Origin of the sequence: Micrococcus sp. Alg238-R198 (genome assembly GCF_900537135.1) — a bacterium.
GTDB classification, from domain to species: Bacteria; Actinomycetota; Actinomycetes; order Actinomycetales; family Micrococcaceae; genus Micrococcus; species Micrococcus luteus.
This window is the reverse complement of the sequence record NZ_UNRH01000014.1, coordinates 1-13,803: the sequence shown is the minus strand read 5'-3', so window position 1 is coordinate 13,803 and position 13,803 is coordinate 1. Positions and strand designations below refer to the sequence as shown.

Annotated in this window: 14 protein-coding genes, 1 tRNA gene and 1 pseudogene; 12 read left to right on the top strand and 4 right to left on the bottom strand. The window is 72.4% G+C overall.

The features are described 5' to 3' along the window. Positions 1-43: 43 nt before the first annotated feature. Positions 44-298 (bottom strand): LLM class flavin-dependent oxidoreductase, encoded by a 255-nt coding sequence (locus G6R13_RS10905; RefSeq protein ID WP_100058355.1) that lies wholly within the window; start codon positions 296-298, stop codon positions 44-46. Positions 299-437: 139 nt separating this feature from the next. Between G6R13_RS10905 and G6R13_RS10900 the strand changes: the two genes are divergently transcribed. The 3 genes from G6R13_RS10900 (at position 438) to G6R13_RS10890 (ending at position 3,683) form a co-directional block, all read left to right on the top strand. Continuing rightward, positions 438-854, top strand: a complete 417-nt coding sequence (locus tag G6R13_RS10900) for an ankyrin repeat domain-containing protein (protein WP_065573265.1) — start codon at positions 438-440, stop codon at positions 852-854. Positions 855-973: 119 nt separating this feature from the next. Then, positions 974-2,284, top strand: coding sequence for a tRNA dihydrouridine synthase DusB (gene dusB / locus G6R13_RS10895; protein WP_240335742.1), 1,311 nt, complete (start codon positions 974-976; stop codon positions 2,282-2,284). A 121-nt stretch (positions 2,285-2,405) separates the two neighbouring features. Beyond that, positions 2,406-3,683 (top strand): deoxyguanosinetriphosphate triphosphohydrolase, encoded by a 1,278-nt coding sequence (locus tag G6R13_RS10890; protein WP_240335744.1) that lies wholly within the window; start codon positions 2,406-2,408, stop codon positions 3,681-3,683. Here the strand turns inward: G6R13_RS10890 and G6R13_RS10885 are convergent. Together G6R13_RS10885 and G6R13_RS10880 are read right to left on the bottom strand one after the other, a co-directional pair. Then, positions 3,610-4,512, bottom strand: a complete 903-nt coding sequence (locus G6R13_RS10885) for an NAD-dependent deacylase (RefSeq protein WP_163721677.1) — start codon at positions 4,510-4,512, stop codon at positions 3,610-3,612. The genes G6R13_RS10890 and G6R13_RS10885 overlap by 74 nt on opposite strands. Positions 4,513-4,625: 113 nt before the next feature. Next, a complete protein-coding gene (locus G6R13_RS10880) occupies positions 4,626-6,209 on the bottom strand; it encodes an anthranilate synthase component I family protein (protein ID WP_163721675.1) in 1,584 nt (527 codons plus the stop codon). Between the two features lie 32 nt (positions 6,210-6,241). On the opposite strand from G6R13_RS10880, the pseudogene G6R13_RS10875 reads away from it, so the two are divergent. The 3 genes and pseudogenes from G6R13_RS10875 (at position 6,242) to dnaG (ending at position 9,361) form a co-directional block, all read left to right on the top strand. Then, positions 6,242-7,112, top strand: a pseudogene (locus G6R13_RS10875) (arsenic resistance protein). A gap of 62 nt (positions 7,113-7,174) precedes the next feature. Further along, complete coding sequence (locus G6R13_RS10870; protein WP_044659704.1) at positions 7,175-7,420, top strand: hypothetical protein; 246 nt, start codon at positions 7,175-7,177, stop codon at positions 7,418-7,420. Positions 7,421-7,450: 30 nt separating this feature from the next. Further along, positions 7,451-9,361, top strand: coding sequence for a DNA primase (gene dnaG, locus G6R13_RS10865; protein ID WP_163721674.1), 1,911 nt, complete (start codon positions 7,451-7,453; stop codon positions 9,359-9,361). An 81-nt stretch (positions 9,362-9,442) separates the two neighbouring features. Here the strand turns inward: dnaG and G6R13_RS10860 are convergent, their stop codons facing one another. Then, positions 9,443-10,108, bottom strand: coding sequence for a PepSY domain-containing protein (locus G6R13_RS10860; RefSeq protein ID WP_240335741.1), 666 nt, complete (start codon positions 10,106-10,108; stop codon positions 9,443-9,445). 203 nt (positions 10,109-10,311) lie between these two features. Between G6R13_RS10860 and G6R13_RS10855 the strand changes: the two genes are divergently transcribed. The 6 genes from G6R13_RS10855 to G6R13_RS10825 all read left to right on the top strand — a co-directional run. After that, a tRNA-Asn gene (locus G6R13_RS10855) sits at positions 10,312-10,383 on the top strand. Between the two features lie 386 nt (positions 10,384-10,769). After that, entirely contained in the window at positions 10,770-10,997 is a 228-nt protein-coding gene (locus G6R13_RS10845) for a helix-turn-helix transcriptional regulator (RefSeq protein WP_060974140.1), read from the top strand. 83 nt (positions 10,998-11,080) lie between these two features. After that, a complete protein-coding gene (locus tag G6R13_RS10840; RefSeq protein ID WP_230956249.1) occupies positions 11,081-11,848 on the top strand; it encodes a helix-turn-helix domain-containing protein in 768 nt (255 codons plus the stop codon). Next, positions 11,845-12,978: a DUF2637 domain-containing protein gene (locus tag G6R13_RS10835; protein ID WP_044659678.1), complete on the top strand. Its 1,134-nt coding sequence runs from the start codon at positions 11,845-11,847 to the stop codon at positions 12,976-12,978. The genes G6R13_RS10840 and G6R13_RS10835 overlap by 4 nt, the downstream gene beginning before the upstream one ends. Then, positions 12,975-13,253 carry a helix-turn-helix domain-containing protein gene (locus G6R13_RS10830; protein ID WP_236557123.1) on the top strand — a complete coding sequence of 93 codons (279 nt, stop codon included), beginning with the start codon at positions 12,975-12,977 and terminating at the stop codon, positions 13,251-13,253. The genes G6R13_RS10835 and G6R13_RS10830 overlap by 4 nt, the downstream gene beginning before the upstream one ends. Before the next feature lie 33 nt (positions 13,254-13,286). Further along, on the top strand, positions 13,287-13,803 hold a 517-nt coding region (locus tag G6R13_RS10825; protein WP_205521362.1), incomplete at its 3' end, for a transposase.

Below are 13,803 nucleotides of genomic sequence, written 5' to 3'. Positions count from 1 at the left end.
GCAACCAAGCTTACGTGGACGAGTGTTGCAACCCCGACATGCGCTACCGCAGGTCGATCACGCCGGTGCCGAGGCTGATCCGCTCGGTGCGGGCGGCCATCGCGGCGAGGATCGGGAACGGCGAGGAGAACATCCGCTGGAAGTGGTGGACGCGCAGCCAGGCGCCGTCGAGCCCGGCGTCCTCGGCGGCCACGGCCATGGCGACGACGTCGTCGAGGGCCTGCCGCGCGTCCGGTTCGGCGCCGGGACGGTGGATCCAGTGGCCGAAGTTGAGGAAGCCGAGGTGCTTGCGGGTCATGCCGGGTGCAACCGCGGGGCGGGCGGGGCTGTTCCCGGTGCTCGTCTGACCGCCGGCCGGCGACATCACCTGCGGGCAGACCCGCGGAGATGTCGCTGCGGAGCGGTCGATCGCCGCGGCGTCCGCCATACTGGCGGGCATGAGCGAGCAGTGGAGCGAGAAGGACATCGAGCTGGCGAACCGGCTCTTCGACATGGCGCGGGACGGGGACACGGCCCAGCTGAAGGCATACCTGGACGCCGGGGTGAGCACGCGCCTGCGCAACCACGCGGGCGACTCCTTCCTCACCCTCGCCGCCTACCACGAGCACCCGGACACCGTGGCGATGCTGATCGAGGCCGGCGCCGAGATCGAGCACGCCAACGATCGCGGCCAGCGCGCCCTGACCTGCGCCACGTTCAAACGGGATGTCGCCTCGATGCGGCATCTGCTCGCGGCCGGGGCGGACCCGGACGCGGGTACCCCCTCGGCGCGTCAGACCGCTCAGATGTTCGCCGGTGCTGACCTGCTGGCGGTGCTCGACGGCGGGGACGCGGCGCCGTCGTCGGAGGCCTGACCCGCCGGGAGGACGGTCTGCCCGTCCCGGCGGGGCGCCTCGGCGATCGCCTCCCAGCGGGCCGGGTCGTGGGGCACGGTGACGCGGGTGCCGGGCGGAATGGAAGAATGGGATCCGACATGACTTCTTCCCACACCCTCCCCGCCGCGGCGGTGACCGACGCCGACGACGTCGCCGACCTCCACGCCGCGCACTACGCCAAGTCCGCCGGCGCGGGTCGACGCATCACCGACGACGATCAGCTCCACGAGGCCCGCCACCCCGCCCCGACGACGGACCGCCTGGCCCTGCCCCCGCTGCGGCTGGGGCCGCTGACCATCGACGTCCCCGTGGTGCTCGCCCCGATGGCCGGCATCACCAACACGGCGTTCCGTCGCCTGTGCCGCGAGTACGGCGGCGGCCTCTACGTCAACGAGATGGTCACGGCCCGCGCGCTGGTCGAGCGGAAGCCCGAGTCGATGCGGATCATCCAGCACGACCCGGACGAGGTGCCCCGCTCCGTCCAGCTCTACTCCGTGGACCCGGTCACCACCGGCGCCGCGGTGCGGATGCTGGTCGAGGAGGACCGCTGCGACCACATCGACATGAACTTCGGCTGCCCCGTGCCCAAGGTGACCCGGCGCGGCGGCGGCTCGGCCCTGCCGTGGAAGTCGGAGCTGTTCGCCTCGATCGTCAAGGCGGCCGTGACCGAGGCGGCCAAGAAGGACATCCCGGTGACCGTGAAGATGCGCCGCGGCATCGACGAGGACCACCTGACCTTCCTCGACGCCGGCCGCACGGCCCGCGACCTCGGCGTCGCCGCCGTCGCCCTCCACGGCCGCACCACGCGCCAGTTCTACTCGGGCACCGCCGTGTGGGACGACATCGCCCGGCTGCGCGAGGCCCTGCCGGACATCCCCGTGCTCGGCAACGGCGACATCTGGTCCGCGGAGGACGCCATCGCGATGGTCGAGCAGACCGGCGTGGACGGCGTCGTGATCGGCCGCGGCTGCCAGGGAAGGCCCTGGCTGTTCGGGGATCTGCAGGCCGCGTTCGAGGGCCGCCAGGACCGGTTCCGCCCGACCCTGGGCATGGTCGCGGACACGCTGTACCGCCACGCCGAGCTGCTCGTGGACACCTTCGGTGGCGATGAGCTCAAGGCGCTGCGGGACATCCGCAAGCACGTGGCGTGGTACTTCAAGGGCTACCCCGTGGGCTCGGAGATCCGCACCGCGCTGTCCACCGCCCCGGACCTGGCCACGATGCGCGAGATCCTCGCCCGCGTGGACCGGGACCAGCCCTACCCGGGCGAGGCCGCCGAGGGCCCGCGCGGCCGGGCCGGCGCCCCCAAGCGCCCGCACCTGCCGGACGGCTGGCTCGACTCCCGCGAGCTCAACGCCGAGCAGCAGGCCATGATCCAGGCCGCCGAGCTGGACGTCTCCGGTGGCTGAGCCCACGACGCCGGAGCCCGCCGCCGGAGCGCCCGCCGCGCCGTCGTCGCCCTGGACCGGCGCCGCCCACCAGCCGGTGCTGTTCGGCCCCCAGGGCCGGCCCCCGTATGCCGGCCGCGCCGTGCAGACCCCCGGCTACACGCCGTGGGACCGGGAGCGGTGGCTGCCCGAGCCGCCCAAGTCCTCGTACCGCTCGGACTTCGAGCGGGATCGTGCCCGCGTGCTGCACTCCGCGGGCCTGCGCCGGCTGGGGGCCAAGACCCAGGTGGTCGCCCCGGACGCGGACGACTTCGCCCGCACCCGCCTGACGCACTCGCTCGAGGTGGCGCAGGTGGGGCGTGAGCTCGGCAGGTCGCTGGGCTGCGACCCCGACCTCGTGGACACCGCCTGCCTGTCCCACGACCTCGGCCACCCGCCCTTCGGGCACAACGGGGAGAAGGCGCTCGACGCGCTCAGCGAGGACGTCGGCGGCTTCGAGGGCAACGCCCAGACCCTGCGGCTGCTGGCCCGCCTCGAGCAGAAGAAGCTCTTCGCGGACGGCTCCTCCGCGGGCCTGAACCTCACGCGCGCCGCCCTCGACGCCGCATGCAAGTACCCGTGGACCCGTGAGGACGCCCCGCTGCGCCCCGACGGCACGCGTTCGCGCAAGTTCGGCGTCTACGAGGACGACCTGCCCGTGTTCCGCTGGTTCCGCGCCGGGGTGCCCGGCACGCGCACGTCCATGGAGGCCCAGGTCATGGACCTCGCGGACGACATCTCCTACTCCGTGCACGACGTCGAGGACGGCGTGGTCAACGCCGTATTCCAGCTCAAGTGGCTGGCCATCCCGGAGCACCGGGAGCGCGTCGTGGAGACCACCCGCCAGTGGTACCTGCCGCACACGGACCCGGCCGAGGTCGACGCGGCCCTGGCCCGCCTCGAGGCCACCGACGTGTGGGTCTCCGAGATGGACGGCTCCCGGCGGGCGCTCGCGGCGATGAAGGACATGACGAGCCAGCTGATCGGCCGGTTCTGCAGCGCCGCCTTCGACGCCACGCGCCAGGTGTTCGGCAACGAGCCGCTGACCCGCCACGGCGCCGACGTCGTGGTGCCCGAGGAGACGGAGATCGAGATCGCCGTGATGAAGGGCATCGCGGCGGCCTACGTGATGACCGCCGAGCAGCGCCAGCCGCTCTACGCGCGGCAGCGCGAGGTGCTCGCGGAGCTCGTGGCGCTGCTGGACGCCACGGGGGACCGGTACCTCGAGCCGATGTTCGCGTTCGACTGGGCGCAGGCCCCCGACGACGCCGCCCGGCAGCGCGTGGTGATCGACCAGATCGCCTCGCTCACCGATTCGACCGCCGTCGAGTGGCATCACACCCTGGTGCAGGGCGCGGAGTTCCGGCGCGTCTGGCTCTGACCGGCGGGTCCAGCAGTGCGGGCAGCACCGCGCCGGCGGGACCTCGCAGGACGTGCGTGACCGCGCCGCTCAGCTCGGTCTCCACCGGATTCACCTCGACGACGGCGGCTCCGGCCCCCAGCGCCACGAACGGCAGGGACGCCGCCGGCTGGACGATGCCCGAGGTGCCGACGACGACGCACAGGTCGCAGTCCTCGAGCGCGGCGAACGCCCGGTCCCAGGGCTCGGCCGGCAGCATCTCCCCGAACCACACGATCCCCGGGCGGATCAGCCCGTCGCCGCACACGGTGCAGGCCGGCGGTGCCTCGCGGAGCATCGCCTCGAGGTCGGCCTCGGAGCCGGCCGTCGCCTCGTCCGCGGGCGCGCCCGGGTCGACGTCGGCGGGGGCCCCGCATTCGGCGCAGCGGTGCTCGAACAGGGACCCGTGCAGGTGCGCGAGGACCCGGGCGCCGGCGCGCTCGTGCAGGTCGTCCACGTTCTGGGTGACCACCTCCAGGCCGGGTGTGTGGCGCTGCCAGGCGGCGACGGCGTCGTGCCCCGGGTTGGGTCGGCGGGCCCGCACCATCCGGGCACGCCACCGGTACCAGGACCACACGAGCGCGGGATCCGCGAGGAATGCCTCCTCCGTGGCGAGCTCCTCCGCGGAGAACCGCTCCCACAGCCCGGTCTGGGCGTCGCGGAACGTGGGGATGCCGGACTCGGCGCTCATCCCTGCCCCGGAGAGCACCACGGGACGCTCGGCGGCGGCCACGAGCGCGCGGACGGCGTCCAGCGCGTCAGGGTCGAGGTCGGGGGCGGAGGCGGCGAGGACGGGGTGCGGATCGGCCATGTCCCCAGCCTAGGCAGGCGGCCCGGGTGGTCGCCCCCCCTTGTTTAGGGGCGGTTCCCGGCGTTATTCCGTCGGAATACCGCCGAGTATCGCCCCCGAACCACAGGGTGGGGTCAGGCGACGTCGGGCGACGTCGTCGGCAGGCCGGTGCCGGCGGCGCGGGCGAGGGCCCGGCGCAGGCCGCGGGCCTTGAGGAGGACCTCGTCGTGCTCGGCGGCCGGGTCCGAGTCCGCGACGATCGCCCCGCCGGCCCCCACGGACCAGCGGCCCCCGGCGAGCACGGCTGTGCGGATCACGACGGACAACGACGTCGTCCCGTCCGCGCTCAGCATCCCCAGCGTCCCGGAGTAGACCCCGCGCGGGGACGCCTCCCACGCGGCCAGCAGCTCGACGCTGCGTCGCTTCGGCGCGCCCGTCATCGACCCGCCCGGGAACAGCGACCGCACCACGTCCACGGGCTCGACGCCGGCCCGTGCGGTGCCCGTGACGGTGGAGACGAGCTGGTGGACGCTCGCGTAGCTCTCCACCGCCATGAGGGAGGGCACCTGCACGGAGCCGGGCTCGCACACCCGCGAGAGGTCGTTGCGCAGCAGGTCCACGATCATGAGGTTCTCGGCGCGCGTCTTGGGATCGGCGGCGAGCGCGTGGGCGGCCTCGGCGTCCGCGACCGGGTCGGCCAGTCGGGCGGCGGTGCCCTTGATCGGCTTGGTGCTGTACCGGCCCTCGCGCCCGGAGAGGAAGCGCTCGGGGGAGGCGGAGACCACGGCCCACCGGCGGGAGCCCGTGCCGTGCTCCAGCAGCGCCGCATACGGGGCCGGCTGGTGCGCGGCGAGCTCGTGGAAGAGGACCAGCGGGTCCACGCGCAGCCCGGGATCGGCGTCGAAGCGGGTGGTCAGGCACAGCTCGTAGGAGTCGCCGGCGTGCAGCGCGGCGCGGCAGCGGGCGATCTGCTCGGCGTACGCCGCCCGGTCCTCGCGCCACGTGCCCGGCGCCTCCTCATCGGCCCGCGGCCCCGGGACGGCGTCCTGCGGCGGGGGTACGACGGCGTCGCCCGCCGCCGTCTCGAGAGCGCGGCGGGCCGCGGCGAGGGCGCGGCGCACGTCCGCCGCCCAGCGGTCGGCCCCGGCCTCCGCGGTGGTCGGATCGAGGGAGACGACGCAGCAGTGCAGCACCCCGGCCGCGTGGTCGGCCACGACGTAGCGGGACGGGCGCACCCAGAACTGCGCGGGCAGGGGCGCGGGGTCCTCGGCTCGACGTGAGGGCGGTGTCACCCCCAGATCCGCCAGGCCGAGCTCGTAGCCCAACCAGCCGACCAGGCCGCCGCGCAGGGGCAGCCCCTCGCCGCCGACCACCGGCCGGGGCGCGGCCGCAGCCGCGAGGCCCGCCCACGCGCGGTCCGGATCGGCGGGGTCGTCGTGCCGGACCAGGCGCGGTCCGGGGGAGGGCACACGGCCCTGCTCCTCGCCGAGCACGTCCAGGCCGTCGCCCGCCACGGACCAGCGGGCCTCGGCCGGGTCCGGCAGGGCCGAGTCCAGCCAGAACGACGCCGCCCCGCGCACCACCGCGTGCGCGTACACCGCGGCCACGGCGGTCGCCGCCGTGTGTCCGGCCGCCGCGAGCGCCGCGGCGTCGAGCGTGCGCACGGCCACGTGCAACGGGGTGGCAGCGGCCTCGGACGGTGCGGGGGCGGTGGGCATGGCCCCCAGCGTAGGGGTCAGCCCCCGCCGGGATCGCCGCGGGCGCCGTCGTCGGGTGGGCCGTGCCCGGGGCCGGCGCGTGGGCGGTGCTCGTCGAGCCGGTCCTCGCGCCGCTCCTGCTGGCGACGTTCCTGGTGGTGCCGGCGGTGGTGTTCGGGCTGAGTCGGTTCGTGGCCCACGACGACGTGCTGCTCGTGGGCGTGCTCCTCGTGCTGCTGGCCCCGTGCGTGGACTACGTCATCGCGTTCACCGCGCTCGCGGGCGGGGCGGCCGAGCGGCTGCTGGCGGCGGCTCCACTGCTCATGCTCGTCCAGCTGGTCGTGCTGCCCGTCCTGCCCGTGCTGCCCGTGCTGCTGCGCGTCGTCGCCGGCGAGGCGGCGGTGGCCGTGGTCGACGCCGGGCCGTTCGTCCGTGCCCTGGTCTTGCTGATCCTGGCGCCGCTCGCGCTCGCGGCGCTGCTCCAGTGGGGTGCGGTGCGCGGCCGCGGTGGGGTGCGGGTTCACGGCGGCGATGGTCCCGCTCATGGTCGTCACGCTGTTCACGGTGGTCGCCTCGCAGATCCGCGGGGCGGGGGAGCGGCTGCCCGCGCTGGCCGCCGTCGTGCCCCTGTTCGCGGCGTTCGCCGCCGTGATGGTGGCCCTCGGCGTGGTGGCTGCGCGGTGGACGCATCTCGACGTGCCCGCAGGACGGGCACTCGTGTTCTCGGGCGCGACGCGGAACTCCCTGGTCATGCTGCCGCTGGCCTTGGCCCTGCCGGCGAGCCTGGACCCGGCCCCGCTCGTGGTGGTGACGCAGACGCTCGTGGAGCTCGGGGTGATGGTGAGCCTCGTCCGGCTGGTGCCCCGGCTGCTGCCGCTGCACGGGCAGTCCGCGGGGGCGGGCGCGCGTCGAACCGTGACCTGACCGCCCAGAATGTTGCCTTCCCGTGACCGGAATCACGGTCGCGAGTCGCTATGGTGGGCGACATGAGCCTCTCGTTCGTGTCCTCGGCGCGCCGCCGTCACGGCGGCCTGGCTTCGGCCGCGCTGTTCCATCCGCTGGTCGAGGCGGCCACCGGCGCGCTGCCCGTCATCGACCCCGCCACCGGGCGCCCCGCGTCCGAGGGAGCGGGCGCGGCGCGGACCGAAGCGCCCCGCACGGCGGGGACCGGTCCTGCACAGGCCGCAGCGGAGGCCGAGCCGTCCACGGAGGCCGGTTCCGCTCGGGGCTGACCGCCCCGCCCCGTCCCTAGAATGGTCCGCATGGCTGGACTGATCGTGCGCAAGGACATCGACCTCGTCCGCGAGCGCACGGATCTGAAGGCCGTCGTGGAGGAGTTCGTCACTCTGCGCTCGGCGGGCGTGGGCTCATTCAAGGGGCTGTGCCCGTTCCACGATGAGCGGACGCCGTCGTTCCACGTGCGCCCCGGCGTGGGCACCTACCACTGCTTTGGCTGCGGCGCGCACGGGGACGTCATCAGCTTCCTCATGGAGTTGGAGCACACCACGTTCACGGAGACCGTGGAGCGGCTGGCGTCCCGCGTGGGGGTGGAGCTGCACTACGAGGACGGCGGCACCGGCCCGGACAAGGCGGAGACGGGGCGCCGTCGTCGCCTGTTCGAGGCGAACAAGGTGGCGGACGAGTTCTTCCGTCGTGCCCTCGGCTCGCCCGAGGCCCAGGCCGCCCGCGACTTCCTCACCCAGCGGGGATTCACGCAGGAGCACGCGACGCAGTTCGGCCTCGGGTACGCCCCGCAGGGGTGGTCGCATCTGCTGGACCACCTCCGGCAGCGCGGCTTCCGGGACGAGGAGCTGCGCGCCTCCGGGCTGGTGTCCGAGGGACAGCGCGGCCTGTACGACCGGTTCCGCGGCCGCCTGCTCTGGCCCATCCGGGACATGACCGGCGCGACCATCGGCTTCGGCGCCCGCAAGCTCTACGACGACGATCCCGGCCCCAAGTACCTGAACACCCCCGAGACGCCGCTCTACAAGAAGTCCCAGGTGCTCTACGGCATCGACCTGGCCAAGCGCACGATCGCCAAGGAACGCCAGCTGGTGCTCGTCGAGGGCTACACGGACGTGATGGCGGCCCACCTGGCCGGCGTCGGGACGGCCGTGGCCACGTGCGGCACCGCGTTCGGCGCGGACCACATCAAGGTGGCCCGTCGCCTGATCTCCGACGACGGCACGGGCGGCGAGGTGATCTTCACCTTCGACGGCGACGAGGCCGGGCAGAAGGCCGCGCTCAAGGCGTTCGACGAGGACCACCGGTTCCTCGCCAAGACGTTCGTGGCCGTGGAGCCCAGCGGCATGGACCCGTGCGACCTGCGCATGCAGAAGGGCGACGAGGCGGTGCGCGCGCTCATCGCCTCGCGGCGCCCGCTCTTCGAGTTCGCGATCCGGGCCGGGCTCAAGGACTACGACCTGGACACCGTGGAGGGCCGCGCCGGGGCCCTGCGCCACGCGGCTCCGATCGTGGCGGGCATCAAGGACGCCGTCCTGCGTCCCGGCTACGAGCGGGAGCTGGCCGGCTGGCTCGGCCTCGACCCGAACGCCGTGCACCGCGCCGTGGCCGCGGCCGGGCGCGCGCCGCGGCGGGGGCCCGAGCCCGAGGCGCGGCCAGCCCCGGCGGACGACGGGCAGGCGATCGGGCCCACGGGCCGCCACGGGGAGGCTGCCGCCCCGGCGCCGCGGATCGTGGTGCCGGTGGATCCGCGCGACCCCGTCGCCCGCCGGGAGCGGGAGTCCCTCGAGGTGGTGCTGCAGCATCCGACCCTGCTCTCCGCGGAGCAGTGGACCGCGCTGTACGCCGCCCGCTTCACGGTCCCGCAGTACGCCGCCGTCCACCAGGGCGTGAAGATGGCCGGGTCGGCGGGGGCGACGCCGCAGCGCTGGGTGGACGCCGTGCGGGATGCCGTGCCCCAGGAGGTGGCCGGCGTCGTGTCCGAACTGGCGGTCCGCGACCTGCCCGCCCGCACTCCCGAGGATGTGGACCGGTACTGCCGGGACATCATGAACCGCCTGTTCGCCCTGCAGATCGTGCACCGCAAGGAGGAGCTGCTCGGGCGCCTGCAGCGGCTCGGCCCCGAGGGCGACCCCGCCGAGTTCACCCGCCTCAACAGCGAGCTCATGGAACTGGAGGCGCGCCGCCGGGCCCTCCGCGCCGACGACTGACCCCCACCCGCTTTCGTTCGGGAAATGGCGGCCCCAGACGCGCTTTCGTTCGGGAAACGGCGGCCCGTCGGCCACCCGGCGTCAGTGCTCGTCGACCGTGAGCACCTCGCCGGACCTGGCGTCGATCTCGACCTCGGGGCCGTCTGAGCCGTCCTCGCGGTCGAACTCGACCTCCCACTGGAGGGTGCCGTTGTCGTCGTCCAGGCCCATCTCGTCCAGGGTCACCCCGTCACGGCCCTCTCGGGCGGTGTCGAGGGCCTGCTGGGCGGTGACCTCGGCCTCCTTCGCCTTCTGGACGTCCTCGGGGTCCGACTCGCGATCGGTCTCGGTGATGTCGCCGTCGGCGGTGACGTCCAGCTCCTTCACCTCCTCGCCCACCACGACGTCGACCTCCCAGGTCGTGTCGTCATCGTCGGCATCCACCCCGACGATGATGCCGTCGCCGTACTTCTCCAGGACCGCGTCGATCACCGCGTAGGCGGGGTCGTCGGCCTGGCCGGTGGCCGAGCCGCTGCTGGCCGCGGCGGCCGTCGACGAGGCCGAAGCGGAGGAGGCTGATGACGACGCCGAGCCCGACGCGTCGTCCGTGGTGGGGGTGCTCGCCACCGCCGAGGAGGCGTCGACCCCCGGCGAGGCGGAGCCGTCGTCGCCGTTGTCGGAGGTGGTGCCGCAGGCCGCGAGGGCGAGGGCGGCGAGCATGCCCGTGCCGGTCAGGGCGGTCTTGCGTGTGAGGGTCGTGATGGTCATGGACACGTCTCTCCTTCGGGTCCGTTCCTGATGGTTTTGGGGTGTCCGCGCACCGTAGGCCCGCCGGAACCGTGCCTGGCAAGGGCCCGGTCCCCGGGCGTGGGTAGGACGACGACGGCGCCCCGCGGCCGGGTGGCGCGCAGGCAGGGGCTCTGGTAGAGTTCCATCCGTTGTCCGAACGGCTCCGGCGGTTCGCGGCACATTCCCCCGTAGCTCAACGGCAGAGCATTCGACTGTTAATCGAAGGGTTGTTGGTTCGAATCCAACCGGGGGAGCGATCCTGAGGCCCCTGCACCGACCATGTCGGTGCGGGGGCTTCTTCGTGCCTGGAGGACGACCGGGCCGAACAGTTCAGCGAGCGTGATGTCGAGCCACCCCGCGATCGAGGCCAGTTCGGGGAACGTGAAGTCCTGCTGTCCGCTCATCCGCCGGCTGACCGCGCTGCGTGTCAGGCCCATGTGCCGGGCCATGTCGGACTGGTTGACCTGCCGGCGGCCCATCCAGGCGCGGATCTCCGCGAGGAGTGCGGTCTTGATTTCTGACTCATCCATGTGTCCAGCGTAGCGAAGGGCAGGCCAGTCGTCATGGGATACGAAAAAAAATTGCTACATAAGCAACATACGGCTTGACCAGTGTTGCGGGTAGCACAACACTGGTGGCCATGACGAGACAGAAGCAGTTAACTCTGCAAATCCGCTCCAGGTTGGCCCTGGCCGACAAAAGCATGGGGGACCTGGGCGAAGCCCTCGGTCTAAGCCGCGCATCGGTGTCAGCACGTATGAACGGGCACCGCGATTTCACCTTCACGGAACTCGAGACCGTCGCTGACTTTCTTGGGTTGTCGATGCGAGACCTCTTCGTGTTCGAGGCCGAGGAGGGGAAGCCGTGACGGCGACAGTGGTTGACCCTGACCACGGCGCGTCCATGACTGCTGCGGCAGCGCGTGACCTCACGGACCAGATTAAGACTGGCATGGAGTCGGTCTACCACCTCATCCGTTCGGCATATCGAGGACGGGCCTGGGCCGTTCTTGGCTACCGCAGCTGGGACGACTACGTGACCCGTGAGTTCGGAAACCTCCACCTCCGTCCGCCCTTGGAATATCGGCAGGACGTGGTCCTCTCACTTCGTGAGGCCGGCATGAGCGCACGCGCCATCGCAACCGCCACTCAGTTGTCTAAGAGCACCGTGCACCGGGAACTCGACGCGACGGCGGGTCGAGATGTCCCAAATGGGACACCTGGAAACGCTCGGCGGGTGACTGGCACGGACGGGAAGACCTATCAGCCGGTGCGCGAGCGAGCCGCGACGTCGTCCGAAGGGCCAGAGGCGGTGCTCGAGGGCCAGATGGGCCTGGACTCGGTGCTGGACATGCCGGCCGAGGACTTCGGGATCGAGCCGCTGAACTTGGTCCGGCACGACGAGGAACAGAAGGGCCGCGCGCGTCGTGTGCTGACTGCGTTCAACGGGTCGGGTGCGGCCGCGGTGCCAGCGCTGATCAAGGCGGCTACCCCGGTGGCCTCGCTGGTGTCTCCGGCGACGGGTAAGGCGCTGGTCGAAGACGAGGACTTGCACGGGGTCGTGTGGGACTCGGTGCGGTGCGTGCGGACGCTGGCGCACGTGATCCGGTCCGTGGGGCATGTCGAGGGCGAGTCCCAGGCGGAGATCCGGTCGACGCTGCGGGACGCGGTGGACGACCTGGATGAGGTGCTGAAGAAGATCGAGGAGGGCACGCGATGAGCGCGCAGCAGATGTGGGAGGCCCGAACGTCTGGGCCGAAAAGGGCGGAAGCCCCGGCCAGCGGGCAGGCTGTCGGGGCTTCCGAAAACGCTCAATCCGAGACGGTGCACATTCCAAAGAACACGCTGGTCGAGCACTCAAAGGATAGCACCGGGGCGCGGCCCACGGACAGTGGGATTCGGACGCTTCCGCGCCGGGTCAACCCGAACGATGGGCGGTTCATCCGGGCCGTGGTGGCCGGGACCGCTGTGGCCGGGCTGGTGGCGTTCTCCATTTCGTTCGCGGCGCTGTACGAGGTCGCGGCGTGGCTGGGGCTGCCGCCGTTCATGCATTGGGCAGTGCCGGTCTTCATAGACCTGGCGATCCTGGTCTACGCAGGCTCCGTACTGGTGCACGAGTCTCGAGGGGAGTCCGCGCGGGCGTCGTGGTGGGCGCTGGGGGCGTTCACGGGGCTGTCGATGATCGCCAACGGGGCGCATGCGTGGAGTGCTGAGAACGCGAGCGTGTGGCAGTCCGTGGTGGGTGCGCTCATCGCGGTGATGGTTCCGGTGGCGGTGTTCGTGGCCACGGATCAGCTGGCGCGGGTCGCGGTGGAGAACCCGGACTCGCGGCGGGCCGAGCGCGCATCGCAGGTGTCGGAGGAAGCAGAGCAGCTGAAGGCTCAGGCGGAGCTGGATCGTCAGCGCGCGGAGCTGGAGGCCGAACTCGCAGCGAGCCGCTGGCAGATCGAGGCCCAGCGGCGCGAGGCCGAGCGGGAGGCCGAGGTGGCCGAGGCTCGGCACCGGCAGGAGCTGGAACGGATGGAGCGTCAAGCCAAACTCGAGACCGAACGCGAGGCCCGCGAGGTTCCGCAGGCCGTGGTCGAGGAATCGCAGGTCGCCCAGGGGATCGAGGTCGTCGAGACCGTGGCGTCGTCAGAGCCGGTCGCCGCAGAGACGAAGACGGTGGAGAAGGCATCGGGTGCGGACATCACCGCATGGATCGTGGCCCGTGCGCAGGAGGGCCAGGTGCCCTCGGCGGCGGAGGTCGCAGAGAAGTTCGGGTGCTCAGAGCGCACCGGGCGCCGCCGCTTGGCCGATGCCCGTGAGGCGCACGCCGAGGCATTCGGGACCGAGGAGGAGCAGGCATGAGCATCGAAGCGATGAAGTGGGCGCAGAAAGTCGCGGAGACAGGCCAACTCAACACCGGCCAGGCGTTCGTGCTTTTGCTGCTGGGTGACCATGCGGACGAGGCGTGGTCGTGCCACCCGAGCCAGGAGTTGTTGGCCCGGCGGTCGGCCCAGACGGTGCGTTCGGTGGAGCGGCACATCGCCCGCCTGCGAGACCTGGGCCTGGTGGACACCGAGTCTCGCTACGGGGACGGGCGCGGGCGGATCGGCTTGGGGCGTGTCAGATGGTCTGTGTAAGCCGTACCGAGAGGAACGGTAAGAATCATGACCATGATCGACGAGAAGAACCCAGGCGAGCCCTCGGGCCAGGACCTGGTCGAGCAGCTGAAAGCCTCAGGGCAGCTTGATGCCCTGTTCGCGCAGATCGACGCGGGCGGCGTCGAGCTCACCGGTGACGGCGGGTTCGTGCCCGCGCTGGTCAAGGCCGCGCTCGAGCGGGGCCTGCAGGCCGAGCTGACCAGCCATCTGGGCTACGAGAAGGGCTCGAGCGAGGCGCCGAAGCACGCCAACTCCCGCAACGGGACCACCCCGAAGACCGTGGAGTCCGAGGTCGGGCCGATCGAGCTGGACGTCCCGCGAGACCGGGGCGGGTCGTTCACCCCGCGCCTGGTGCCCAAGGGCCAGCGGCGCCTCGGGGGCCTGGATGACATGATCATCAGCCTCTATGCCGGCGGAATGACGATCCGGGACATCCAGCACCACCTGGCCTCCACGATCGGCACGGACCTGTCGCACGAGACGATCTCCAACACCACCGACGCCGCGAGCGAACACGTCCTGGCGTGGC

Coding starts and splice junctions, on each gene's coding strand:
- G6R13_RS10845 (WP_060974140.1), top strand. CDS start 10,770: ATGACGAGACAGAAGCAGTTAACTCTGCAAATCCGCTCCAGGTTGGCC.
- G6R13_RS10860 (WP_240335741.1), bottom strand. CDS start 10,108: ATGACCATCACGACCCTCACACGCAAGACCGCCCTGACCGGCACGGGC.
- G6R13_RS10885 (WP_163721677.1), bottom strand. CDS start 4,512: ATGGCCGATCCGCACCCCGTCCTCGCCGCCTCCGCCCCCGACCTCGAC.
- G6R13_RS10830 (WP_236557123.1), top strand. CDS start 12,975: ATGAGCATCGAAGCGATGAAGTGGGCGCAGAAAGTCGCGGAGACAGGC.
- G6R13_RS10900 (WP_065573265.1), top strand. CDS start 438: ATGAGCGAGCAGTGGAGCGAGAAGGACATCGAGCTGGCGAACCGGCTC.
- G6R13_RS10835 (WP_044659678.1), top strand. CDS start 11,845: ATGAGCGCGCAGCAGATGTGGGAGGCCCGAACGTCTGGGCCGAAAAGG.
- dnaG (WP_163721674.1), top strand. CDS start 7,451: ATGGCTGGACTGATCGTGCGCAAGGACATCGACCTCGTCCGCGAGCGC.
- G6R13_RS10840 (WP_230956249.1), top strand. CDS start 11,081: ATGGAGTCGGTCTACCACCTCATCCGTTCGGCATATCGAGGACGGGCC.
- G6R13_RS10870 (WP_044659704.1), top strand. CDS start 7,175: ATGAGCCTCTCGTTCGTGTCCTCGGCGCGCCGCCGTCACGGCGGCCTG.
- G6R13_RS10880 (WP_163721675.1), bottom strand. CDS start 6,209: ATGCCCACCGCCCCCGCACCGTCCGAGGCCGCTGCCACCCCGTTGCAC.
- dusB (WP_240335742.1), top strand. CDS start 974: ATGACTTCTTCCCACACCCTCCCCGCCGCGGCGGTGACCGACGCCGAC.
- G6R13_RS10905 (WP_100058355.1), bottom strand. CDS start 298: ATGACCCGCAAGCACCTCGGCTTCCTCAACTTCGGCCACTGGATCCAC.